The sequence below is a fragment of the Elusimicrobiota bacterium genome (assembly GCA_040757695.1).
Taxonomy (GTDB): domain Bacteria; phylum Elusimicrobiota; class UBA8919; order UBA8919; family UBA8919; genus JBFLWK01.
On record JBFLWK010000005.1, the window covers coordinates 50,628 to 73,306 of the forward strand.

Annotated in this window: 26 protein-coding genes; 24 read left to right on the forward strand and 2 right to left on the reverse strand. The window is 35.0% G+C overall.

What is annotated here, in order from left to right:
• The first annotated feature begins 1 nt into the window (after window position 1).
• The 20 genes from AB1349_01740 to AB1349_01835 all read left to right on the forward strand — a co-directional run bounded on the left by AB1349_01740 (window position 2) and on the right by AB1349_01835 (window position 17,144).
• Entirely contained in the window at window positions 2–709 is a 708-nt protein-coding gene (locus tag AB1349_01740; protein MEW6556059.1) for a peptidoglycan recognition family protein, read from the forward strand.
• A gap of 38 nt (window positions 710–747) precedes the next feature.
• On the forward strand, window positions 748–1,164 hold the full coding sequence (locus AB1349_01745) for a hypothetical protein (GenBank protein ID MEW6556060.1): 417 nt from the start codon (window positions 748–750) through the stop codon (window positions 1,162–1,164).
• 317 nt (window positions 1,165–1,481) lie between these two features.
• Window positions 1,482–1,760, forward strand: coding sequence for a hypothetical protein (locus tag AB1349_01750; GenBank protein ID MEW6556061.1), 279 nt, complete (start codon window positions 1,482–1,484; stop codon window positions 1,758–1,760).
• A 7-nt stretch (window positions 1,761–1,767) separates the two neighbouring features.
• A complete protein-coding gene (locus tag AB1349_01755; GenBank protein MEW6556062.1) occupies window positions 1,768–2,049 on the forward strand; it encodes a hypothetical protein in 282 nt (93 codons plus the stop codon).
• A gap of 69 nt (window positions 2,050–2,118) precedes the next feature.
• A complete protein-coding gene (locus AB1349_01760; protein MEW6556063.1) occupies window positions 2,119–2,316 on the forward strand; it encodes a hypothetical protein in 198 nt (65 codons plus the stop codon).
• A gap of 25 nt (window positions 2,317–2,341) precedes the next feature.
• The gene (locus tag AB1349_01765; protein ID MEW6556064.1) at window positions 2,342–2,572 is read left to right on the forward strand and encodes a hypothetical protein; all 231 of its coding nucleotides are present in this window, start codon (window positions 2,342–2,344) and stop codon (window positions 2,570–2,572) included.
• A gap of 15 nt (window positions 2,573–2,587) precedes the next feature.
• Window positions 2,588–2,779: a hypothetical protein gene (locus AB1349_01770; protein ID MEW6556065.1), complete on the forward strand. Its 192-nt coding sequence runs from the start codon at window positions 2,588–2,590 to the stop codon at window positions 2,777–2,779.
• Between the two features lie 20 nt (window positions 2,780–2,799).
• Window positions 2,800–3,258, forward strand: coding sequence for a hypothetical protein (locus tag AB1349_01775; protein ID MEW6556066.1), 459 nt, complete (start codon window positions 2,800–2,802; stop codon window positions 3,256–3,258).
• A gap of 268 nt (window positions 3,259–3,526) precedes the next feature.
• Window positions 3,527–3,703 carry a hypothetical protein gene (locus AB1349_01780; GenBank protein MEW6556067.1) on the forward strand — a complete coding sequence of 59 codons (177 nt, stop codon included), beginning with the start codon at window positions 3,527–3,529 and terminating at the stop codon, window positions 3,701–3,703.
• 140 nt (window positions 3,704–3,843) lie between these two features.
• A complete protein-coding gene (gene nikR, locus AB1349_01785; GenBank protein ID MEW6556068.1) occupies window positions 3,844–4,266 on the forward strand; it encodes a nickel-responsive transcriptional regulator NikR in 423 nt (140 codons plus the stop codon).
• Between the two features lie 230 nt (window positions 4,267–4,496).
• Complete coding sequence (locus AB1349_01790; GenBank protein MEW6556069.1) at window positions 4,497–6,482, forward strand: TonB-dependent receptor; 1,986 nt, start codon at window positions 4,497–4,499, stop codon at window positions 6,480–6,482.
• Between the two features lie 21 nt (window positions 6,483–6,503).
• Window positions 6,504–7,373: an ABC transporter substrate-binding protein gene (locus AB1349_01795; GenBank protein MEW6556070.1), complete on the forward strand. Its 870-nt coding sequence runs from the start codon at window positions 6,504–6,506 to the stop codon at window positions 7,371–7,373.
• Window positions 7,370–8,377 (forward strand): iron chelate uptake ABC transporter family permease subunit, encoded by a 1,008-nt coding sequence (locus AB1349_01800; GenBank protein ID MEW6556071.1) that lies wholly within the window; start codon window positions 7,370–7,372, stop codon window positions 8,375–8,377. The genes AB1349_01795 and AB1349_01800 overlap by 4 nt, the downstream gene beginning before the upstream one ends.
• Window positions 8,378–8,379: 2 nt before the next feature.
• Window positions 8,380–9,168, forward strand: a complete 789-nt coding sequence (locus tag AB1349_01805; GenBank protein MEW6556072.1) for an ABC transporter ATP-binding protein — start codon at window positions 8,380–8,382, stop codon at window positions 9,166–9,168.
• Window positions 9,165–10,166 carry a nucleoside recognition domain-containing protein gene (locus tag AB1349_01810; GenBank protein ID MEW6556073.1) on the forward strand — a complete coding sequence of 334 codons (1,002 nt, stop codon included), beginning with the start codon at window positions 9,165–9,167 and terminating at the stop codon, window positions 10,164–10,166. The genes AB1349_01805 and AB1349_01810 overlap by 4 nt, the downstream gene beginning before the upstream one ends.
• A 2-nt stretch (window positions 10,167–10,168) precedes the next feature.
• Window positions 10,169–13,573 carry a cobaltochelatase subunit CobN gene (locus AB1349_01815; GenBank protein ID MEW6556074.1) on the forward strand — a complete coding sequence of 1,135 codons (3,405 nt, stop codon included), beginning with the start codon at window positions 10,169–10,171 and terminating at the stop codon, window positions 13,571–13,573.
• On the forward strand, window positions 13,570–15,564 hold the full coding sequence (locus tag AB1349_01820) for a putative cobaltochelatase (protein ID MEW6556075.1): 1,995 nt from the start codon (window positions 13,570–13,572) through the stop codon (window positions 15,562–15,564). Before AB1349_01815 ends, AB1349_01820 begins: the two co-directional genes overlap by 4 nt.
• Before the next feature lie 21 nt (window positions 15,565–15,585).
• Window positions 15,586–16,122, forward strand: coding sequence for a MotA/TolQ/ExbB proton channel family protein (locus tag AB1349_01825; GenBank protein MEW6556076.1), 537 nt, complete (start codon window positions 15,586–15,588; stop codon window positions 16,120–16,122).
• Window positions 16,112–16,525 carry a biopolymer transporter ExbD gene (locus AB1349_01830; protein ID MEW6556077.1) on the forward strand — a complete coding sequence of 138 codons (414 nt, stop codon included), beginning with the start codon at window positions 16,112–16,114 and terminating at the stop codon, window positions 16,523–16,525. The genes AB1349_01825 and AB1349_01830 overlap by 11 nt, the downstream gene beginning before the upstream one ends.
• Window positions 16,515–17,144: an energy transducer TonB gene (locus AB1349_01835; protein MEW6556078.1), complete on the forward strand. Its 630-nt coding sequence runs from the start codon at window positions 16,515–16,517 to the stop codon at window positions 17,142–17,144. Before AB1349_01830 ends, AB1349_01835 begins: the two co-directional genes overlap by 11 nt.
• A 203-nt stretch (window positions 17,145–17,347) precedes the next feature.
• On the opposite strand, the gene AB1349_01840 is transcribed toward AB1349_01835, so the two are convergent.
• Entirely contained in the window at window positions 17,348–17,824 is a 477-nt protein-coding gene (locus AB1349_01840; protein ID MEW6556079.1) for a helix-turn-helix transcriptional regulator, read from the reverse strand.
• Window positions 17,787–19,556 carry a recombinase family protein gene (locus tag AB1349_01845; protein ID MEW6556080.1) on the reverse strand — a complete coding sequence of 590 codons (1,770 nt, stop codon included), beginning with the start codon at window positions 19,554–19,556 and terminating at the stop codon, window positions 17,787–17,789. The genes AB1349_01840 and AB1349_01845 overlap by 38 nt, the downstream gene beginning before the upstream one ends.
• Window positions 19,557–20,080: 524 nt before the next feature.
• On the opposite strand from AB1349_01845, the gene AB1349_01850 reads away from it, so the two are divergent.
• The 4 genes from AB1349_01850 to AB1349_01865 all read left to right on the forward strand — a co-directional run bounded on the left by AB1349_01850 (window position 20,081) and on the right by AB1349_01865 (window position 22,568).
• Entirely contained in the window at window positions 20,081–20,263 is a 183-nt protein-coding gene (locus tag AB1349_01850; GenBank protein MEW6556081.1) for a helix-turn-helix domain-containing protein, read from the forward strand.
• Window positions 20,264–20,402: 139 nt separating this feature from the next.
• Window positions 20,403–21,014 (forward strand): hypothetical protein, encoded by a 612-nt coding sequence (locus AB1349_01855; GenBank protein ID MEW6556082.1) that lies wholly within the window; start codon window positions 20,403–20,405, stop codon window positions 21,012–21,014.
• A gap of 132 nt (window positions 21,015–21,146) precedes the next feature.
• Window positions 21,147–22,202 (forward strand): sugar ABC transporter substrate-binding protein, encoded by a 1,056-nt coding sequence (locus AB1349_01860; GenBank protein MEW6556083.1) that lies wholly within the window; start codon window positions 21,147–21,149, stop codon window positions 22,200–22,202.
• A gap of 192 nt (window positions 22,203–22,394) precedes the next feature.
• Window positions 22,395–22,568: a hypothetical protein gene (locus tag AB1349_01865; GenBank protein MEW6556084.1), complete on the forward strand. Its 174-nt coding sequence runs from the start codon at window positions 22,395–22,397 to the stop codon at window positions 22,566–22,568.
• The last annotated feature ends 111 nt before the right edge of the window (window positions 22,569–22,679 follow it).

Here is a 22,679-nt window from a genome sequence, read left to right on the forward strand (position 1 = left end):
GATGAACTGGTTAATTAATTTATTGAATAGAATAATAGAATTACTGAAGAAAAAGGAAGATAAAATGGAATCTTCAAAACCACCAGTTTTGATTATCAAAAAGAAAATAACTGCAGAAGATATTATTTTAGCAAATCCAGAATTGTTTGCCGGAGATAGAAGTAAATGGATAAAAGTACAATGGATAGTTGAACACCACAGTGCAACAAAGGACGGTAAAGTACCGGATACTCCCGCTATCTGGAAATATCATACATCATATCGTATTGACCATGAAGTAGTATCAAAGGAAGAATTTTATTCAAGAAAAGAACTTGGATATGGCAGAACTTTTCAGGAACCGTGGATAACAATTGGATACAATGCACTGATTGAAGAAGTGGAAGACGCTTTGAAAATATTCGCAGGTAGACCGTTAACAATGGATGGAGGTCATACAAAAGGATTGAATACAGTATCAGTTGGTATCTGCACAATTGGAGATTATGATAAAGAAACGCCTTCGGAAGAGAAATACGAATCTTGTGCTGTATTAACAAAGAAATATATGACAGTTTTTAATTTATCTATTCAGGCAGTCATTGGCCATAGAGATGCGAATAAAATGCTAGGACTTCACTATAAGAGTTGCCCCGGAGTGAAGTTTGATTTAGAGAAATTGAAACAGATTATTTGCAAAATAGATGATAAGAGGCTAATAGGAGTATAAAGGTATATAAAATTATCAGAACGGGAGGTGAATCAACAATGCCAGTAGTAATGTTAGAAGTAGATAAGTTAGTGGATTTTATTAAAAACGAACTGAATGTTGAAGAACTGAAGACATCAGCACAGGCACTTAAGAAGGGTTGGGACTGGAATCCGTTTGATAAAGATGGTGACGAATATGTTACTGCATGGGAAGAGTTCAAACATAATCTTGACCTGCTCTGGAACTTTTTAGAGAAGATTATGTTTAGTGTAGAAAGAGGCGCCAGAGTTCTTACTATTACCGAGGGTGGAACGAAGTTAGAAGCAGCAGTTAAGTTTATTGACGAGCTAATTAAGTTGCCATTTTGGCTAGAGTGGCTTGATCAGCACGTGGTTCAGTTGCTCTTATCACTATTAGTCAAAAAGACTAATGACCAATATGGCCATGACTGGTCAGTAACTGGCAGGGTATAACTAATACCTTGAAGTTATCAAAAATCTGCCAGTTTGCCGAATTTATCAGGTAATACAGACCTCACAAATTCTGTCAAATTTCAGAGAAAAAGGCTTATTCTGCCCGCTGGAGATTCCTATATCAATAAATTGAGAAACTTCAGCGGGTTTTTTTATCGTCGGTGTTCTTCTTTTTTAACCTCTCCTTTTCAGTAAATTCTCCTCGGAAAGAATTTCTAAACATAACTTGACTTTCCCTTGCAAAGAAGGTAATGAATGAATAGGTAAAATAGCCTATTTTCAGACGGTAAATTTGGGTAAGAAAGGAGGCAAAATTGATGAGGAAAACACAGGAATCAAAAGCGCAAATCAAAGTAGGTAGAGAAACAGGCATGGGTGTTACCATCGCAGATGGCTCTATGGATTGGAGTTACTATGTAACCATTAATGGTAGGAGATATGATGTTACTGTAGAACAATTTGCATCAGGTAAATTTAATTCAAAAGTATGGATTTGGGATCATAACAAGGACCGCCAGGTGCAATTTAACAAACGCATTGAATATATTGTACGAGAGAAAGTGATAGATAAAATTTTAGAGAAAACAGGGAGGTAGATGAAAGATGCAGACACAGGAAATAAAGCAGAAAGAACTGAAGGATGTAAATCTCACGGAAGAGGATGCGTACCTGAATACCGCATTTGGCAGAATGAAAATTGATAGGATTAATAGAAGCGACTGGTGGGTTACTTGCGGTACCGGATGGAATCAAAGGTCATTCAGTTGCCATCCACATGAGATAGTTGAAGTTACTACTAAAACGGATCAAAAGAAAATTAGGAGAATCAAAGAGGAGTATGTAGAATTAGGTGGCAAAATGGTAAAGGTAACTACTATTCAATAAGGGACTTACTATTATCCTTAAGAAAGAATAGTAATGAGCTTCTTGAACTCTGGGGAGGTGTGGAATAAGATGGATAAATTCACTTATTCGTTAGCGAAAAATGTATTGGAACATATTGGAGATAGGGACAAAAGTATATTAAAGAAATATCCTGATATACAGATGGTTCATGAAATTATAGCAAACCATCTCTGTTTGAATTACAGTTTACCTGAAATTCAACAGGCCATCAGAGACAAAGCAAAAGAACTTACAATAAAAGGATAAAAACTATGGCTAAAAGGTGAAAAAGATGGAATTGAAAAAAGTTATATTTGAATTTGAGAATGGTAAAAAGAAGATTCTTACAGGTAAAGAACTTGACCAGTGGACATTTATCTGTATGCTACACAGTGATTATCTGCTACCACAGGAACCCGATGATATATTAGCAAGTATGTTCAATGGACTTATTCGTGGATTTTTCAGCAGGGAATATATTGCAAAGAAGATGGCAGAAGGTAAAGTAAAAATTTCCGACTGAAGGGAGGTGATTGGAATGCCAGAAAAACCAAAATGTAAGTTGATTGGTGAAGATGGTAATGTTTTTAACATCATTGGCTTGGTTAGTAAGGCACTAAAAAAATCTGGTCAGCCAGACAAGGCAAAGGAATTTGTTAACCGTGCCTTTAAAGCTAAATCGTATGATGAAGTTCTTGTAATGGCAGACACATACGTAGAAATTTGCTAGGAAAGGAGGTGCTAAAAATCATGTTAGCAGATACAGCAATTGCAGGAAAGAAGTATTTGAGTAAAGATGGTACACCTGTAAAGGTTATCGGAACAAAAGGTGACAAAGTCGTGCTAAAAAGCGAAGCCACAGGTAACGAGATTCTTGTCTCAAAGAATTATCATCTTCAGGAGTATGATGAGCAGAAGGTTAGTACAGAGACAAAGGTTCTAATCAGGGTCAATGGTGGAGACAAAGCAGGACAGAGCCGAAAACCTAAAGGTGAGACACTTGCTTCAGTTATTGACCAGTTACTTTTTGCTGGCGGTAAGACCGTAGAAGAAATCGTGAAAGAGATTGAGAAGAAAAAGCTCTCAATAGCAAAAGACCGTGACCTCTCAGCGAATGTTAGAGCTCGTATGGTGAATTACAGACGGCAGGGATATCAGGTTGAGAAAACTGAAGACAAAAAAGTCAGGATAATTAAGCCGAGTAAGTAATTAAATTGCGCAGATAATTCTGTGCATTAAAGGTCGCGAATTTCTTATTAAGCAGAAAATCTCTCTGCAAAATTTAGAGAGAAAATCTTAAATGAAAAAGAAAATTGTATTTCGTGAATTTAATCTCACATTGTATTGCGATGGAGATATTGATATGGACGGATTTGAAAAGTTCTTTACTAAAAAGATACGAGTTCAGATTATTCAGTTACTGAAGCAGGCAGGTTACAAGCTAATCAACAAATGCCAGAGATATCGGAGATGAACGATGGACAAACAAGAATTTATCAAAGAGTTGAAAGAAAAAGGCAAGGTCACTGTAGAGCCAGAAAAGGTTATCGTGCATCTCAGACAACAAGATGGTGAATTAGGTATTGAAATCTATTTGAAAGGTGAAGTAGTATACCTCTCCCGCAAATCCAGTTTCTGGCAAGATAAGATTTAAGAATTTTTGTAAGACAATTCTCAAAATAATTATCCACACGATCTCTTTCCTATCTTTCCTAAACCTAAATTAAAACTAATTGACATTACTTAAATAAAATGTTATAATTATAATAAATGTAATACAATAGCAGAAAACAAATGAGCAAATTAAAACGGTTCAGTATATCACTTGATGATGATCTTGTAACAAGATTTGATAAAGAGATTAGAGAAAAAAATTATCCTACTCGCTCTAAAGCGATAGGAGATTTAATCAGGGAAGATTTTGTCAAAAAAGAATGGATAGAATGGATAGAAGGAAAAGAAGTAGCGGGAACAATTACTTTGGTTTATAATCACCATAAAAGAGAACTGGTAAATAGATTGACCAATATTCAGCATGATTTTCACGATTTCATTATTTCGTCACAACATGTCCATTTAGACTACGACAATTGTCTGGAGATGGTTGTGGTGAAAGGCAAGCCAAAAGAAGTTGAAAAGTTAGCTCATAGATTAAAATCAACAAAAGGTGTAAAACATGGTTCTTTAACTATGGCAACAACCGGAAAAGAAATATAGAAGTATTATTTTTTTCTCTAATCGTAACACGATTGTGAAAAATGTATGAAAGGAGGTGGTCCTGATGTGAGAAAGGAGGTTAAAAAAGCACGAAGGCAGCCCTACTGAGAAAAGAATTGCCTTCAGCTGGTGCTTAATGTAGTGTTCCAATTTATTGGAACAAGAACCTAAGCCCATAGAAATTATACTAAATTTGTGGGCTAAAAACAAAGAAAAAGGAGAAGAGAAAAATGAAAAAAATGGGAGTTTTATTAATTGGAGTTCTGTTATTTAATTTAGTCCAGATTTGCTTAGCAGAAGAAGAAATAGTTCCAACTTATAAGTTAGGAGAAATTGTAGTAACTGCTACAAAATCAGAAGAGTTAATTAGAGAGGTACCGGTGACGGCAGTGGTAATAACTGGTGAAGAGATTGAAAAATCTCAGGCTAAATTTATGAATGATGTCTTGGAAAAGATTCCGGGAATTAGCCTTTCGGGTTCGGATGCGTCAGGAAGGGGGCCAGTAGTAACCCTGCGTGGTGTTTATCACTATAATTCCAGTTATGTTCTGGTGCTTGTGGATGGGATGCCGATAAATTCTCCTGATACAGGAAAACCTTATGTTGATGCCATACCTTTATCAAACATAGAAAGGATAGAAGTAATAAAAGGCGGAAATTCTGCTGTCTGGGGCAGTTATGCTATGGGAGGAGTGATAAATATTATCACTAAAGAAGGCAAAAAAACTTCTGCCCAGACTACTATTTCTCTGAGTGAATGGAATACAAAAAATTTAGATTTTTCGGGCCAGGCAGCTTTGTCCAAGGATGTTTACCTTAATATCACAGCAAACTCTAAGATGAGTGATGGCTGGAGAGCCCTTTCAAATTATGACCTTCAGACTTTTGGAGGTTCCTTGACCAAAGATAATAAAAACCTGAGTTTAAAAACTTCCTTGAGTTTTGGTTACTATGAAGAGGACACTAAGTATCCTGGTTACCTGACTGAAAAACAATGGGAAGATGGTGACTTGACATCCGGGGATACAACCTACTTTTGTGCAAGTGGAAGACAGGAAAGTAATTATATAAAACTAATATTTAAAAAGGAATTGCCATTCAATCTTTCTGGAAGGTTAAACTTAAACTATTTCAGCAAAGGTTACACTTTTTATTATCGTTCATCAGGAGGAAGTGCAGATATAAATGATGTTAATGTATTCACTGGAAGTTTACAGCTCAGTGGAGAAATGACTGAGAATAAATTTACAGTAGGATTGGATATAGATGAAGGTAAAGTAGACAGCCGGAATTATGCTGCTGATGCTGAGGAAGAAGAGATTGATAAAGATATTTTGAAAAGACATAATGATACTGACATTCACAAATTTGCTATTTATGTTCAAGATATGTGGAAAATTTTCGATTGGTTAAATCTGAACATAGGCGTAAGGTATGATAAACTCAAGCATGATATAACTGATAGGATTAAAGATAAGAAATATAATCCTGAAGTTGATGCTATCAGCCCAAATTTAGGGTTACTTTTTAAAGTGGCTTCTAAATTGAGTCTTTTTGGTTCAATAAGTCGGGCTTTTAGATTACCAATAGAATCTCAGTTTTGTAAGAATCCTGATTTAGGGCCTGAAAAAGGGGTAAATTGTGAAATAGGAACAAAGTTTTTTACTGAAAAACTATCGAATGAGTTAAGTGTGTACCAGATGAATGTAACTGACAAAATTACCTATGAAGAAGTATCCCCAAATAAATGGGAATACCGCAATGTGGGAGAAGTTAAACATCAGGGGATAGAGCTTACTTCCAATTTAGACATTACTAATGAATTTTTTGTTTCTCTTTCTGGTGATATAAACCAGACAGAAATCCTTAAAGAGCCAAAATATCCTGAAAGAGTTGGTAAAAATATTTATCAAGTTCCTCTCTGGAAAACTTCTCTGGGATTGGGATATGCAGGTGATACAGGTTTTGGAGTAAGAGCCGATTTCAATAAGATCGGAGAATGGTATATGGACTATGAAAATGAAGAGAAGTATCCGGGATATTTTAGGACAGACCTGAAGTTCTCATGGGACAAAGATAATGTCAGCTATTACCTAACAGTTGATAATATTTTTGATGAAAAGTATTGTCGGCAAGCATATATTTCAGGAACAAGTAAACAATATTATCCGGCTACCCCCAGGACATTTTCAGCTGGAGTTAAAGTAAAATTTTAAAGGAGCGATAGAACTGAGATAATGAATAAAAAAGTCTGGGCAGGGATAATATTTATTGTTATCCTTGCCATGAGCCTTAGTATTTTTTTATACAGGACCAGGAAACACGAAAAAGAGAAAGAAAAAAAACATATCTATGAAAGAATTGTTTCTCTTTCCTGTACTACAGAAATTCTCTGTGATTTGGGTGCAGAAGATAAGATTGCAGCTATATCTGGCATAGAAAAAGAGAGTCCTTATTATGAAACTCTAAAACTTAAACCGAAATGTGGTGGAGATATCAGAAATGTCAATTTAGAGAAGGTTTTAGGATTTCAACCAGACCTGGTTTTTTGCTGGGAAACTCAGGCAGATACCTTAAAGGAAAGAGGATTAAATGTTTATGCCACAAAGACCTATGATATTGAAGGTGTAATGGAGCTAATTATGAATGTAGGAATATTAGCTGGGAAGGAGACAGAGGCGAAAAGAATTGTTTCTGCTATGAGAGAAAAAATAGATAAAATAACTAAAAAGGTGAAAGAAATAAAGCATAAACCATTAGTATATTTTGAAGCACATGCTTTAGGAAAAACAAGAAGTGCTGGTTCTCTTACCCACGATTTAATTACCAGAGCAGGTGGAATAAATATTGCTAAGGATGAACCTGTTCCTTTCCCACTTCTTTCACAGGAATTTATAATTGAAAAAAATCCTGATATAATTATTGTAGAAGAATATGGGGATATACCACAAGAGATAAAGAGAAGAGATGGCTGGCAAAATATAAAGGCTGTGAAGAATAACAGGGTTTATAGAAGTTATATTTATTTCACTAATTATACCCCAAGATGTATTGAAGGTTTAGAACAGTATGCCAAATGGTTTCACCCTGAGGTATTTAAACAATGAAAAAGAATTTAATTTTAATTCTTCTTGCTTTAGGGCTTCTTATGACAATTTTGGTAACCTTGACGATTGGTCCTGTTCATATTCCAGTTGGTATTGTTATTAAAGTATTATTTTCAAAAATTGTAAGCATTCCTCAGACCTGGCAAGATAATTTTCAGGAAATTATATTAAATGTGAGACTACCAAGGATACTGCTTGGTGTTTTTGCTGGGTGTGCTTTAAGTATTTCTGGATGTACAATGCAAGCTTTATTTAGAAATCCGATGGCATCACCTTACGTTTGTGGAGTGGCATCCGGCGGAGCATTTGGTGCTTCGTTAATTATAGTCTTAGGTATATCTCAAGTTTTGGTAATGCCTGTAGCATTTTTCTTTTCTTTATTAACTGTTTTCCTTGTTTATCATTTAGCTAAGGTAGGCAGGAAAATTCCTGTAGAAACTTTACTCCTTTCTGGTATTGCTCTTTCGCTTTTTTTCTCTGCGCTTACTTCTTTTATTCAGTATATGGCTAAAGAAGAAGAACTCCGTCAGATTATATTTTGGCTTATGGGTGGACTATGGGCAAGTAACTGGAATAAGGTGTTGAGTGTTTTTCCTGTTATCTTATTAGGTATATTATGCCTTCTATATTTTAGCCGGGAACTAAATATTCTTCTTTTAGGTGAAGAACAGGCATTGGATGTTGGGGTGGAGGTAGAAGGTACAAGAAAGATTATTCTTATATTAACTGCACTTATTACTGCAAGTGCAGTAGCAACTTGCGGAATTATTGGGTTTGTAGGTTTGGTAATCCCGCATATAATGAGGATTATTATTGGTCCTGACCATCGTTTTCTTCTTCTTGCTTCAGCTATTTCAGGAAGTATATTTTTGGTCTGGGTTGACACTTTTGCTCGGATACTTATTTCTCCAACTGAACTTCCAGTAGGAATAATTACTGCCTTAATTGGAGTGCCATTTTTCCTGTTTCTATTACGAAGAAGAAAAAGATTAAGTGGATTTTAGAAATGGAATTGAGGATTTTTAACTTAAGTTTCTCTTACGATACAATAAAAGCATTAGAGAAAGTTTCTTTAGAAGTGATTGCTGGAGAGATTTTAGGAATTATCGGTCCAAACGGCTCAGGTAAAACTACACTACTGAAATGTATAAATAGAAAGTTAAAGCCTAAGATAGGGACAGTTTTAGTTGATGGTAAAAATATTTTTGAAATGTCTCGTAAAGAAGTGGCAAAAAATATAGGTATTGTCCCCCAGATTTCTTCGGTCTCCTTTTCATTTACTGTATTTGACATAGTTCTGATGGGTAGATATTCTCGCACTAAAAGATTTGTCAGAGAGACAGAAGAAGATATATCTATTGCTCAACATTGTTTAGAACTTACTGGTATAAAACATTTATCTTCAAGGTTTATAACTGAGATTTCTGGTGGCGAATATCAAAAAGTAATTATTACTCGTGCTCTAACACAGGAGCCAAAAATTTTACTTTTGGATGAACCTACTCTGCATCTGGATATTAGTCACCAAATTGAAATATTAAATTTAGTTCGTAATCTGGCTCAGAAAAAGAAGTTAGCAGTAGTAATGGTCTTACATGACTTAAATCTCGCTGCAAGATATAGTGATAGAATAATAATGTTAAAAAATGGTAAAGTATTCGCTTCAGGAACACCTGAAGAAGTTATTAGTATAAAGAATATTGATGAAGTTTATGACATTGAGGTAGAAATAAATCGTAATAATAAAGAAGGTTACTTGAATATCGTTCCGCTTTCAACAAGAAGGCAATTATGAATGAAATTATACTGAATGCACTACGAGATTTACTCAATTTTGTCCCGAAAACTCTTTTTATAATGTTTATTTCTTTAACTGCGATCTGGATATTGATTCAAAAAGGAATAATTGACAGAATAAGTTTTATAGGGAAACCGCTTGCTAAAATCATTGGCTTACCCGAGGATATAGGTATTGTCTTTATTACATCTTTCGGTTCAGTTCTGAGTGGAAATGTGTTGTTATCAGATTTCAATAAGAGAGGAATACTGACAGATCATCAAACCTATCTTGGTTCTTTGTTCAATTCAATACCTGTATATATCAAAGAATCGTTTACTTATCAAATTCCTGTAATAATATCTGTTCTTGGATTAAAAGTCGGACTGGTATGTTTTACCTGTTTCGTATTTTCGGGTTTTGCAAAATTACTCTTTATATCTATTATGGCAAGAAAAAGACAGAATAAGGTGATATCAATTAATAATAACATTGGTTTACAAAGACAAAATAAAGAAGGAGCAATGCCTGCTAACTGTTTTGTCCCATCTGCACAGACAGGTAAGAATAAAACTTTTAGTTTTACACAACAGTTAAAGATATTTGTAAAAATGGGTGGAATTTATGTTGGAGTAACATTTATCATTTTTTGTCTTATCAATTCTGGATTTATTAATTATATTGAGAGACTTGTCAATCCTTTAACTGATATCTTGAGGTTGCTACCGGCAGTTGCTATTCCTGTAGGAACTTATATCTTTAGTCCTCTTGTTGGCGCATCAACTGTTGGAGCAATGCTTCAAAATGGTAAGATTTTAGAAATTGATGCGATGATTGTAACATTGTTAGGAGGTTTTTTGATGCTTCCAGTATTTATGATTAGAGGAAGTTTAGCAAAATATACTTCAGTTTTTGGTATCCCGCTTGGTTTAAAAATTATATTCACTTCTACAATCATAGGTATGGGAACAAGATTAATTTTTCTATTAGTAATTTTAATAATTAGAGGAGCCTAATTATGAGTCAACAAATTCCCTGGTCAGGATATTATCATCCTAAATCTGGAGTAACAATTCGTAAGCCATGGTTAACAGACAATGGTCAACAATTATCAGGAAAGGTAGGTATATTTTTTTCACGTTCCTTATTGATTAAGAAAGACCTTAATTTAGTTAATTCTTTAATCAAAAAGTTAGAAAAGAGGAAAATCTTTCCTGTGGCTGTTTTTGCCCAGAAAAAAGAATATGGTGGTCCTGGTTGTCCAGGACTTGAGCCAGGTCTGAAATTGTTAAAAGGTGTAGATTTAATTATTAATTTAGAATCATCTTTTCTTATCCAAAAATCAGTTGAAAACGAAAAAACTATAATAGAAGAAATAAATGTACCAATTATTCAGACAATTTATTCAAGTTCAAGAACAGAAAAAGAATGGGAAGAAAATCCTCAAGGGATAAGTCCTACCAACCAGATTTATTGGGTTGCTCAGCCAGAATATAATGGTGTAATTGAACCAATTCTAACTTCCTGTCGTGATGAGAAAAGCGATGATACATTTGGCAGAAGAAAACCAGTAGAAGAAAGAGTAGAGTTTTTACTGGATAGAATTTGTACCTGGTTGAAACTCTACCATCTTCCAGCAAGCAAAAGACGAATAACTTTTCTTTTACATAATGCTCCCTGTGCTGGTGTAGAAGCTTCCATTGGAGGAGCATCAGGACTTGACACTATGGAAAGTGTAGTGCGGATTATGAAACAAATGAAAAATAGGGAATATAAAATACACAATTGTCCCGAAAATGGCAAAGGATTAATTGACCTTATTTTGAATAAGAAGGCAATAAGTGAATTTCGCTGGACAACTATAGATGAAATAGTAAAAAAGGGTGGTGTAATAGAATTTATTACTGTAGAAAAATATAATCAATGGTTAAATGAACTTACTCCCACTCTGAAAGAAAAGATGATCTCTAGCTGGGGCAAACCACCAGGAGAAGGCATGGTCTACGAAGGTAAAATAGTGGTGACCGGAATGAATTTTGGCAATATAAATATCCTGGTTGAACCCAAAAGAGGTTGTTATGGAGCAAGATGTGATGGTAAGGTATGCAAAATCTTACATGACCCTAAAGTCCCCCCTACTCACCAGTGTTATGCCACTTATAAATGGGCACAGGAAAATTCCGATGCACTTATTTCCGTAGGAACGCATGGATACATAGAATTCTTACCAGGTAAATCCGTGGGATTGAGTAAAGAATGTTTCCCGGAAATTATTGTAGGCGATAAACCTCATTTGTATATCTATACAGTAAAGAATCCAGCTGAGGGAATACTTGCTAAACGCAGAGCTTATGCTACCTTAGTTGACCATATGATTCCTGTAATGAAACCTTCTGGTTTGTATGATGAACTAAGCGAAATAGAAGAATTATCAAGGCAGTATTCTCAAGCAAAACTTCTCAATGAAAAAGAAAGATGCGAAGTTATTATGAAAGATATTTACTCTCTTGCCGGCAAAACAAATCTTATTGACAAAAATAAAGAGTTATCTGATAATTCTTTTATTGAATCCCTGCACAATAAACTAAATCTTTTTCGAGAAACCCAGATCCGTGATGGTATGCATATATTAAGTCAAGTGCCTGACAAGGAAGGAATTATTAATATGTTAGTTTCTATTCTTCGTTTTGAAGGAAGCCATCCTTCAATAAGGCGATTAATTTTGGAGTTAATGGGCTATAACTATGAAGAAATAGTTCAGAATCCAGAAAAAATTGTAGATGGAAAGAGTTATGGGGAACTATTAGAAGAAAGTACTCAAATAGCAAAAAAGTTATTGAATATAGCGTTAAAAAGTATGCGAGATTACAAGAAGAAAATCTATGGAATTATCAAAATAAAAAACAAAAATAAAGTTAAAGGTCTAATTGAGTTAGTCATCTGGGCAAAAGATATAATCCTTCCTAAATTAAAAATGACTAAAAGAGAAATCCCTCAGATTCTTAAGGGATTAGAAAAAAAATATATTGAACCTGGTGCTTCTGGACTTTTGACCAGAGGAAAAATAGAGGTATTACCAACCGGGAAGAATTTCTATAGTATCGATCCAAGAACCATTCCAACAAGGGCTGCTTGGAAAGTAGGAATAAAAATGGCAAATGAACTTTTAAATAGATATCTCCGGGAGGAGGATAAATATCCAGAAAATATCGGGATGGTCTTGTGGAGTATAGATGGTTATCGGGCTGATGGTGAACAAATCTCGCAGATATTATATCTTCTTGGAGCAAAACCTGTCTGGACAGAGTCGGGAGTTGTAAAAGGGACGGAAGTTATTCCATTGAAAGAATTAAATAGACCCCGTATAGATGTAACTATCAGAACAAGTGGTATCTTCTGTGACACGCTTCCTCATTTGATTGAACTACTTGATGAAACTATAATCAAACTTACACAACTTAACGAATCCCAAGAGGATAACTTCATAAAAAAACATGTAGATGAGTATAAAAAAATGCACAAAACCCAAACAGGCGATGGTTATGATGAAAAGGAAGCAGAACGTCAGGCAACTTACCGTTTATTCTGTGCTCAACCCGGTACTTATGGTGGTAACGGCGTCAGTTTAATGATTGATGCTAGTGCTTGGCAGAGTATGAAGGATTTAGGGGAAATTTATATAGAAAGAGGTGGGTATGCCTATGGGAAAGGAGTTTTTGGAGAGAAATCACATAAAGAATTTGCTCATCAATTAGGTAAAGTAGAGACAACTTTTCATAAATTGGCTTCAGATGAGACAGACCTTCTTGATTGTTGCTGTTTTTATGATTTTCAAGGAGGGATGTATTCTGCGACTAAATCTTTGGGAGGAAAGGCACCAAAAGTTTACTGGGGAGATATGCATGATCCACAAAGACCTCAAATAAGAGAAATGAAAGAGGAAATTGAAAGAGTGGTTCGTACCAGACTCTTGAATCCCAAATGGATAGAAGGGATGAAAAGACATGGATATAAAGGTGCGTCTGATATTTCCAAACGTATTGTCCGGATTTATGGCTGGGATGCATCAGCCGAAGTTGTAGCTGATTGGATATTTGATGATATAGCACAAGTTTTTGTTTTAGATAAAAAGATGAGGAAATTCTTTGAAGATAATAATCCTTGGGCATTAGAAGAGATAGCAAGACGCCTTCTGGAAGCAGAAAGAAGGGGTATCTGGAAAGCAGATCCACAGGTGTTAAAAGAATTACAGGACAATTATTTTGAGATTGAAGGATGGATGGAAGAGAAAATGGGAGATGTCACAGGAGAATATCAAGGTGGAAGTGTCGATATATTGACCAAGACAGAAGTAGAAGAATGGAATAAGAAAGGTCACTTTAGTATAGACAATTTTCGAAAATCGGAGGTAAAAACAAAATGACTTGTAGAGAAACAGTATTTCCTTTCACAGCAATCGTCGGACAGGAAAAGATGAAAAAAGCTCTTGTCCTGAACGCGATCAATCCGCTTCTAGGAGGCGTTTTGATAAGAGGAGAAAAGGGAACAGCAAAATCAACTGCTGCCCGCGGTTTAGCTGATTTACTGCCAGAGATAGAGGTAGTTGAAGATTGTTTATTTAATTGTAATCCCCGTGAAACTCACCAGATGTGTTACAATTGTCGAGCTAAAATAGAAAAAGGAGAAAAACTTAAAACTGTAAATAGAAAGATGAAAGTCGTTGACCTACCTTTAGGAGCAACAGAAGACAGAGTGATTGGAACACTTGATATAGAAAAAGCAATAAGAAAAGGAAGGAAACATTTTGAGCCAGGTATTCTAGCAGAGGTAAATAGGGGAATACTTTATGTTGATGAAGTGAACTTACTTGACGACCATTTAGTAGATGTTTTATTGGATGCAGCAGCAATGGGTGTAAACATTGTAGAAAGAGAGGGTGTTTCCTACTCACATCCTGCAAGATTTATTCTGGTAGGAACAATGAATCCTGAAGAAGGAGAAATACGGCCACAACTTTTAGATAGATTTGGACTCTGTGTTGAAATCCATGGGTTAAATGATTCCGATCAGAGAGAAGAAGTAGTAAAAAGATGTATAGAATATGAAAAAGCACCACATCAATTTGAAAAGAAATGGGAAGTAGAACAGAAAGACATGCAAGAGGTAGTTGTTAGAGCTCAAAAGATTTTTCCACAAGTAATCTACTCCCAAGATATGTTAAAATTAGTAACCAAAATAGCTATTGATATGGGAGTAGATGGACATCGGGCAGATATTTTTATAATAAAAACTGCACAAACAATAGCTGCATATCATCAAAGAAAAAAAGTTACAGAAGAGGATATTAAAGAAGCAGCGGAATTGGTGTTACCGCATAGGATGAGAAAGAAACCATTCCAACAGCCAGAAGTCAGTCCAGAGCGAATAGAAGAGTCAATTAGAAAACAGAGAGAAAAGAAAAACCAACACAAAGAGACAAAATCTCAAATACCAGATAATCAAAAACAAAAGGAGAATAATACTGAACAAGAAAAATCAAATGCATCTTCTGACACTAATTTTGAAATAGGAGGTTCTTTTGCAGTAAAAAAAATAGCTCCTGAGAAAGATAGAATATCAAGAACAGGAGCGGGTAGGAGAAGCAGTACAAAGACCCATTCTAAATCTGGTCATTATGTACGGAGTAAAATTCCAGAGGTATCCACAGGCTTTAGCCTGCGAGATGATATTGCTTTTGATGCTACCTTAAGAGCCGCTGCACCACATCAGAATATTAGAGCATTAGAGCACAAAAGCACAAGAGTGATTATAAAACAGCAGGATATTCGTCAAAAAGTGAGAGAAAAAAAGATAGGTAATACAATTGTATTTATAGTTGACTCTTCTGGTTCAATGGGAGCAAATCAAAGAATGATAGAAACAAAGGGAGCAATACTTTCTCTTTTAATTGATGCTTACCAGAAAAGAGACAAAGTCGGATTAGTTGCTTTTAAAGGAAATAAAGCAGAGGTTTTATTACCGTTGACATCAAGTGTTGAGTTGGCAAAGAAGCAACTTGAGGAATTACCTACTGGAGGGAGAACCCCTTTATCTAAAGGTCTACTAACTGGTTATGAACTACTTCAAAATGAACTAAAGAAAAATTCTAAAATTAAACCTTTATTAGTTCTAATTTCAGACGGAAAAGCTAATGTGAGTATGGGTAAGGAAAATGTTTTTGAAGAAGTTAGAAAAATTGCTGATGATATAAGAAAATCAGAGATTAAGTCAATAGTAATTGATACTGAGTCCAGTTTTGTTAGTTTTAATAAATCATTTGAAATCGCTGATGCGATGGGAGGAAGATACTATAAATTAGAAGATTTGAAGGCAGGTGATATTGTCAAAGCAGTAGAAGAATTTATTAAAACTTGAAAAAAGAAGGAGAAAAAAATAATGTTTGATTTTATTCTTAAAGGTGGAATTTTGATGTGGCCAATTTTGTTATGTTCTGTAATTGCAGTCACTATTGTGTTAGAAAGATTTTATAATCTTCGTAGAGTAAAAACTGATATCTCTAATTTTTTGTCTCATTTGAAACAATCTTTAAACAAAAGAAAACTTAAGCCAGAAGAGATGGAAAAAAGAGTTGTTCGTATGGGTTCAGAACAAGTGCGTAAATGGGAGAAAAATTTGAGAGGTTTAGCTACTATCGCTAATGTTGCTCCTTTGTTAGGTTTACTGGGTACGGTAACAGGAATGATTAAGGCTTTTATTAAAATTCAGCAATTAGGTGGACAGGTTGATGCCAGCGTTTTATCTGGAGGTATTTGGGAGGCATTATTAACCACTGCGGCCGGTTTAACTATAGCCATACCTGTGCTGGTTATTTATCATTATTTTGAAGGTAAAGTTGATAATTATTCAAATCAACTTAAAAATGCTGTTTGTGAATATTTAGAATCATTAAGTGGGGAAGAAAGTGGAATTTGAAGGTAGGAAGAAAGTCAGATTATTCTTGAATATAACCCCGTTAATTGATGTGGTATTCTTATTATTAATCTTTTTCATGCTGTCATCTCATTTTGTTGTCCAACTAGGAATAAAGATCACTTTACCGCAAGCAAAAACTTCTAAATTACATTCAGAAGAAGAAATTATCATATTTATCAGTTCTGATAATAGACTCTATTTTAATAAGAAATCCATAACCCTTGACAGTCTTTTTACATTATTAGAAAAGGAATTAAGAAAAAGTGAGAGAAATGCAGTGATTGTTAAAGCTGATGAAAAGATTAACTTAGGTTTAGCAGTAAAAGTTATGGATATTGCTAAAGATGCCGGAGCTGAAGGAGTAATAATTTCAACCAAAATAGAGGAAAAAGATGATAAGTGACAAAGTAACCAGAGTCACATTTTTTGTTTCCTTAACAGGACATATATTATTTTTAGGACTACCTGGAAAAATTTTTAATTTATGCTTACCTACAACTGAAAAGTCAAAAGATATAATAATTCAAATTGAAATAGAAAAGCCGATATACCTGCCAAAGATAAATAAAGTAGGTAACGAGAAAAAAATAAACAAAATAAAAAAAGAATTAAAACTGCCTGAACCAAATGTCTTACCTGAACTTCAACCTGAAGAAGTTGTATTAGAAAATTCAGATTTACAACATTCTCAAGAAATAATTGAAGTAATTGATCCTGCTGAAGAGGCAATGCTTCGTTATCAGGATATAATCAAACATAAAATTGAAGAAAAAAGAAATTATCCTACTTTGGCTAGAACCCAAGGAATAGAAGGTATAGTGTGTCTTAAATTTATAATTCTCTCTACTGGGCAAGCTGATAAAATCGAAATAGTAAAATCCTCCGGAGAAGGAATTTTAGATCAATCCACAATCAATACTTTAAAAAAAGCTAATCCTTTTCCTCCTCTACCAAAAGAAATTAGGGCTTCTTATATCCAGATGGAAGTAACTCTTGTTTACACTTTGAAAGAGTTTAATTAAGGTTCTGATACACCGGCTAAAGTTCGGGTCTTTAAAATTCTTTTATTTTTTGTACAATATATTTGTCAGGTGTGGATTGGTCTTTTTCATAGCGATAAACAGTTATCTTATTGAGCCATGGCTATACGCTCCTTTTTGGTTTTTTTTCAGTGGTAATTCTTCCAATAAAACCATTCAAATTTTTTCTGAAAAATTTTTTTTGCTTACCTGCTCTTGAAAATCTCTTTTAATTTTTGTATGATTATACTGTCAGGTTTGGAATGGTTCTTTTCATAACGACAGAGGGATACCTTGTGGATTCCCAGCATTCTGGCTAAATCTTTCTGTTGCAGGTGGTGTTTTAGTCGAAGTTTTTTGATTTTGCTACCTCGGGTATCAGAGCGACAGAAGTAATCGTAAGAATCCTTGATCCCTACCCGGGCAGCAGGTGGCAGCAGTTCAAGTGGGGTTACTTTAAGAGTAGTGGCGATTTTCTCTAAGACAAATGGATTAAGGTCAAGAATTCTGCCTTGTTCGTATCGACCAATAATGGATGTGGCTAACCCTGTGGATTTAGCCAAATTCGCTTGATTTAAGCCAATTTTGACGCGTAGTGCCTTTATTCTGGCACCCAAGGTAAGGTTAGGGTCTTCAAGGTTAATATTAGGGAAACCCCCAATTTGTGAACATTTTAATGCCATTTTCTGTGTTTATTAACCCATAAACGAAGTCATCTGTGAATAAAAACGGTGTGTAGTTAGAGGACAACCCGGGGAGCCACTTACCACGAAATTTCAAACCTGGAATTTTGTCGGTTACATCATCCAAAGTCCACTTCTTTTTTTGCCTAATATACTGAACAATCCTTTCTATTGGCGGCAAGTTCCCACGAGGAAATATTCTAATATAACCTTTCCTTGTTTTCTTTGATATTTTTACTGTTACCCTTCGTAATAACAGATGAAACCACATCATCCTTTCTTCAGGTGTAGCCTCGTCATACGATTTATCAAATTCTTTCCAATAAGTCATCATCAAGTCAACATCTACTTTCTGGCTTTTTAATCGTCGTAAACGTGCTTCAAGGATTGGAATTTCTTCTTCATGTTGTTCTATTTCCGATTCGGCTTCTATAAGCATTTGGTTTAAATTCTTACGAAGTGTAACGAACTCTTTACCTGAAAGGCTCAATATCTTATTCTGCAGATTTGTTTTTCTGCGTTTTGCAGTAAGCTTCAAATCAATCTTGCGCTTGAGTTCTTCGGATAATTCAAATATTTCCTTTTCCTGCACTTCTTCTGCTACTTTTCTTGATGCTTCAACAACAGCTGGTTGCTGACTCAATTCAAAAAGATATTTTCTTAGGAAATTTTCAATCTCCTTTGCACCGATTGCAACCGACTCACAAATATTTTTATCCGCCATTTTTAATATTTTAGAACATTTATAGTAAAAATACTTTATCCCCTTTTTCTTCCCCCAATGGGTTGTCATACCATGTCCACAAAATCCACAAAACAATCTTTTTAGTAAAGGCAGCTCGTATTTACTCTCAACTTGTGCCCGAGGTTGCTCAGCGTTTTTCTTTAGCAACTTTTGAACACGCTCAAAAAGCGGCTCAGGCACTATCGGGGTATGAATGCCTTCTGTTTCTTGATTTTTAAATATTATCTTTCCTATGTAAAATCGCTTTTTCAAATGATTATGTACGCTATCTCTATTAAAAAGACTACCGCCAACTATTTCTCCTGTCTTCGTAGTCCACTTCTTTGTCCGATAACCTTTCCTATTTAGTTCTTTTGCTACTTTACTACAGGACTCAAGTTCTAAATATAATTTAAACATACGTCTAACTAAATTTGCTTCCTTCTGATTTACAGTGTGTTTTCCATCTTTCCAGTCGTATCCAAGTATATGCCGACCACCGCCCCACAACCGCTTTTTGAATCGCTCAAGCATGGCTTCAAAGGTTCTTTCCTTAATTAGGTCTGACTCAAGTTCTGCGAAGACAGCAAAAATATTACGCATTACTTTACCTTCAATCGTTTTTTGGTCAAAACTTTGTCTTAATGTTTCATACACAATTCCATGTTTATCAAATTCAGCCATAATATCGTGAAAATCTTTCACCCTTCTACTTAACCGGTCAATTCTTGTCGTAAGCACATGTGTAAATTTCTCTTGTCTTGCATCTTCTAAAAGACGTTGAAGTTCTTTTCTACCTTCAAATTTTGTTCCTGTAAAAACTTCAGAATAAACATCATATATCTTGTAACCCCGGGCCTTACAGAACTCTCTTAAATGTTTTTCCTGAATACTGGTTGATTTGAGTTCATCAGGATTTTCATGGACTGTCTTATCGTAAGTACTTACTCTGCAATATAATGCTGCAATTGCTTCTTTCTTTTCTTCTTTTTCAATTTCATTTTTCATTTGAATATCCCTAAAAAGAATTGAGCCGGGTGCCGCCCTAACAGAGATTAGGTAGGTTAACCCGGCTCTTTGAAACATGAGTATTTACTCTCAGAATATTATTGGTTTTGAATTCTCTGTTAGGGCAATTTCTTTGCATGGGTTTTGAAGTATTAATATAATATAGCACATTTTACTATAATTGTCAAGTTTTTTTTCCAGTTTTTTTCAAACCTAAACATTCTCTTAATGTTAAGAAAATTGTAAAGCATTAGACACAATACTAATTGTGTCTACCCACATTTTTATAAAAACAGCCAGAATACCCCACCGCTTGCGGTGGGGATGAATGGCTCCTTATTTTGAGTAAAAAAATCGCGGTGGCTTTAGCCATGAATTCAGCGTAATGCCCCGCCTTTTAAGGCGGGGATAGCTGAATTCAAGCGATTTTTTTACTTTGCTTGACTTTTTTTTACAAATGTGATAAAATGTATTAGCAACAATTGGCAAATAAAACAATCTATTGGAAACTTTGGAGAGAAAAAATGACTAATTGGCTTACAACAGAAGAATTAGCAGAATACTTAAAGATTAGCAAAGAGTCAGTTTATAAATTTGCTCGTTCTAAACAGTTACCGTCATCAAAAATCAACAGACAATGGCGTTTCAACAAAGACATTATTGACAACTGGCTACTCACAACACAAAGTTACAAAAAGAAACCATAGGAAATACTGAACATTAAGGAATAAAACAGTTAGAGTAAAAAGGTTTACGGTGCTGTGGTATGATACAAATCCCGATGCATAAACATAACAATGCTGATATCAATCAATAGTTACTGAATGCTGGCACAAAGGATGAAAAATGAAACTATCATCAGCAGAAAAAAACACAAAGCTTGATGCTAAGGAAGAAGCGATGAAAGACAGGTTCCACTACATTGGTTTAACGGTAGGAGTCTTTGTTGTTATAATCTGTTTTTTCTCTTGTGCGGAACAGAAGTACTCTTATGTGACTCCGGAAGGTTCCCTTGAAAGAATAATTGAAAAAGTTGCCGTTGATGTAATGGGGAAAACGGTCAATTGGTCAGGAAGGCCAAGAACAGTCATTGAGATAAGCAAAACTGAACAAGTTTCTGGTCCTGATAATGGAGGATACTTGATTACAATAAAATACAGAGCAAATGAGAACTTAACTCGTGGTTTAATAAAGACAGGAATAATTATTGATGGAATGAACCTTATTAAGAAACTATATCATGAACCAGGATGTTCACAGGTTAAGGTATATGTGCTAATACCATACTTGACTCTTGTTGACAAATATGGCAAGAAAAGTGAAGAGCAAATTGGAGGAATTGTTCTACGGCGTGCTGTCGCTGACAGAATAAACTTGGAGAATATTTTTCAAGACCGATTTGAGCAGATTCTACAAAGCGATGGGCAACTTTGGCTTCACCCTGCTATAACAAAATGATGCTTGCACTTCATCTAACACAGCATAAAAGATTCGTGCCTTCCGCTACTCACCCAAATTCTTCGCTAATGCTAAGGACTTCTTTTATGCTGAAACCATTAAGCGACATTACCGCTGAAAGGAGAGAATGAAATGGAAAAAAGGGACAGGTTTTATTTAATTTCCCACGGTGGAATGCTGGATCCATTCTGGCAACCTGTAAAGAAAGGAATGGAAACTGCTGCAAAACTTCTTGACCTAAAAGCGACTTATTTGGGTCCAGAGGAAAAATATTCTGTTCAGGCGCTAATTAATAACGTGAACGAAGCAATAGCTGCCAAGCCGGATGGTATAGCTGTCACCATAACAAATGCAGAGATCCTTGACGAACCTCTCAGAGAAGCTATTAAAAATAATATTCCTATAATAGCTATCAACGTCCCAGATTTCAGACCCATCGGGAAGAGGATACCATATCTCTTCTATATAGGGATGGATGAATATGTCTGTGGAAGGCGTTTGGCAGAACGAGTGCTCAGTGAAAAAGAATTTATGCCGACACGTGCGGTAGTCACTATACATGAAGAAGGCCATATCGGCCTTGAGAAAAGAGTTAAAGGCATTAAAGATATTTTTAGAAGAAAAAACATACCAGTAGACACATTTTATATCACTACAGATACGGAATTGGCAACCAAAAAATTCTGTGAATACATGGAAAAACATCCGAAAAGCAATATTATCTTTACACTTGGACCACTTGGTACTATACCAGCTCTCAATTTCTTAGAAAAAGAAAAATTATTTGGCAAGATAAAGATGGCTACTGTAGATCGTTTGCCGAATACTACCGATGACATCAAGAAAGGTAAAATATTATGCACAGCTGAACAGGGACCATATTTACAAGGCTTTATGCCTATACTATGGTTTGACCAGTATTATAAGAACCGTAACGTTTCATATGAGGATATCCTTTTGGGTCCAACTATTGTGGACAAATATAATATAGATTATGTAGAGGAGATGGAAAAGTTAATAGAAGAGAGGTCGTATGAATCGCTAGATTATTTGCAAAAGAAAAAGTTTAAAAACATACTTAAAAATGTATGGAATAATTTTAGCAAGAATAAAGATGATGTGCTAAATGCGCTGGATATATTCAAAACCATTATATCTTTTGTAAACTTATTTATAAAAGTATCGTAAAAATAGTGCTCAGCCAATCAGATACGCTCAGACATTATCTAACATTACATTAGAAAATTAAGAAAAACATAAATGGAATTAATAGTTACATGTATCCTGTCAATTTTACTGACGGTGATTAGCATTCTATTTACGATAAGATATTCCTCAAAATACCACATAAGAGAGAATAACAAAGGTCGTGAGAAATATATGGTTTTAGAGAAAATAGAACATAGAGTAAAAGGAGGATGTATAGACTCTGCGAGAATTCTACTTGAGAAAAGCAGTTTTGATAAGGCTATGGGCTTTATGGACATATCCCTTACAACTCATCCAGAAGAGATTCTTATAGATAGATATGCTTTTATCCTGAAAAATGCGTGAAAACGCTGTTTTTTGACTCATAGTATTATTGATTTACCGACGACTAATATGTATAATAATCGGGAAAAAATAAGTCCTGCACAACCTTCACTAATAGTGAAACTTCTGCAA

Excerpts from the sequence above, each read along its gene's own strand:
- AB1349_01850 (MEW6556081.1), top strand. The coding sequence starts at position 20,081 with ATGACTAATTGGCTTACAACAGAAGAATTAGCAGAATACTTAAAGATT.
- AB1349_01805 (MEW6556072.1), top strand. The coding sequence starts at position 8,380 with ATGGAATTGAGGATTTTTAACTTAAGTTTCTCTTACGATACAATAAAA.
- nikR (MEW6556068.1), top strand. The coding sequence starts at position 3,844 with ATGAGCAAATTAAAACGGTTCAGTATATCACTTGATGATGATCTTGTA.
- AB1349_01760 (MEW6556063.1), top strand. The coding sequence starts at position 2,119 with ATGGATAAATTCACTTATTCGTTAGCGAAAAATGTATTGGAACATATT.
- AB1349_01765 (MEW6556064.1), top strand. The coding sequence starts at position 2,342 with ATGGAATTGAAAAAAGTTATATTTGAATTTGAGAATGGTAAAAAGAAG.
- AB1349_01810 (MEW6556073.1), top strand. The coding sequence starts at position 9,165 with ATGAATGAAATTATACTGAATGCACTACGAGATTTACTCAATTTTGTC.
- AB1349_01800 (MEW6556071.1), top strand. The coding sequence starts at position 7,370 with ATGAAAAAGAATTTAATTTTAATTCTTCTTGCTTTAGGGCTTCTTATG.
- AB1349_01750 (MEW6556061.1), top strand. The coding sequence starts at position 1,482 with ATGAGGAAAACACAGGAATCAAAAGCGCAAATCAAAGTAGGTAGAGAA.
- AB1349_01865 (MEW6556084.1), top strand. The coding sequence starts at position 22,395 with ATGGTTTTAGAGAAAATAGAACATAGAGTAAAAGGAGGATGTATAGAC.
- AB1349_01790 (MEW6556069.1), top strand. The coding sequence starts at position 4,497 with ATGAAAAAAATGGGAGTTTTATTAATTGGAGTTCTGTTATTTAATTTA.
- AB1349_01775 (MEW6556066.1), top strand. The coding sequence starts at position 2,800 with ATGTTAGCAGATACAGCAATTGCAGGAAAGAAGTATTTGAGTAAAGAT.
- AB1349_01780 (MEW6556067.1), top strand. The coding sequence starts at position 3,527 with ATGGACAAACAAGAATTTATCAAAGAGTTGAAAGAAAAAGGCAAGGTC.
- AB1349_01835 (MEW6556078.1), top strand. The coding sequence starts at position 16,515 with ATGATAAGTGACAAAGTAACCAGAGTCACATTTTTTGTTTCCTTAACA.
- AB1349_01845 (MEW6556080.1), bottom strand. The coding sequence starts at position 19,556 with ATGAAAAATGAAATTGAAAAAGAAGAAAAGAAAGAAGCAATTGCAGCA.
- AB1349_01840 (MEW6556079.1), bottom strand. The coding sequence starts at position 17,824 with ATGGCATTAAAATGTTCACAAATTGGGGGTTTCCCTAATATTAACCTT.
- AB1349_01755 (MEW6556062.1), top strand. The coding sequence starts at position 1,768 with ATGCAGACACAGGAAATAAAGCAGAAAGAACTGAAGGATGTAAATCTC.
- AB1349_01825 (MEW6556076.1), top strand. The coding sequence starts at position 15,586 with ATGTTTGATTTTATTCTTAAAGGTGGAATTTTGATGTGGCCAATTTTG.
- AB1349_01740 (MEW6556059.1), top strand. The coding sequence starts at position 2 with ATGAACTGGTTAATTAATTTATTGAATAGAATAATAGAATTACTGAAG.
- AB1349_01815 (MEW6556074.1), top strand. The coding sequence starts at position 10,169 with ATGAGTCAACAAATTCCCTGGTCAGGATATTATCATCCTAAATCTGGA.
- AB1349_01795 (MEW6556070.1), top strand. The coding sequence starts at position 6,504 with ATGAATAAAAAAGTCTGGGCAGGGATAATATTTATTGTTATCCTTGCC.
- AB1349_01745 (MEW6556060.1), top strand. The coding sequence starts at position 748 with ATGCCAGTAGTAATGTTAGAAGTAGATAAGTTAGTGGATTTTATTAAA.
- AB1349_01770 (MEW6556065.1), top strand. The coding sequence starts at position 2,588 with ATGCCAGAAAAACCAAAATGTAAGTTGATTGGTGAAGATGGTAATGTT.
- AB1349_01820 (MEW6556075.1), top strand. The coding sequence starts at position 13,570 with ATGACTTGTAGAGAAACAGTATTTCCTTTCACAGCAATCGTCGGACAG.
- AB1349_01860 (MEW6556083.1), top strand. The coding sequence starts at position 21,147 with ATGGAAAAAAGGGACAGGTTTTATTTAATTTCCCACGGTGGAATGCTG.
- AB1349_01855 (MEW6556082.1), top strand. The coding sequence starts at position 20,403 with ATGAAACTATCATCAGCAGAAAAAAACACAAAGCTTGATGCTAAGGAA.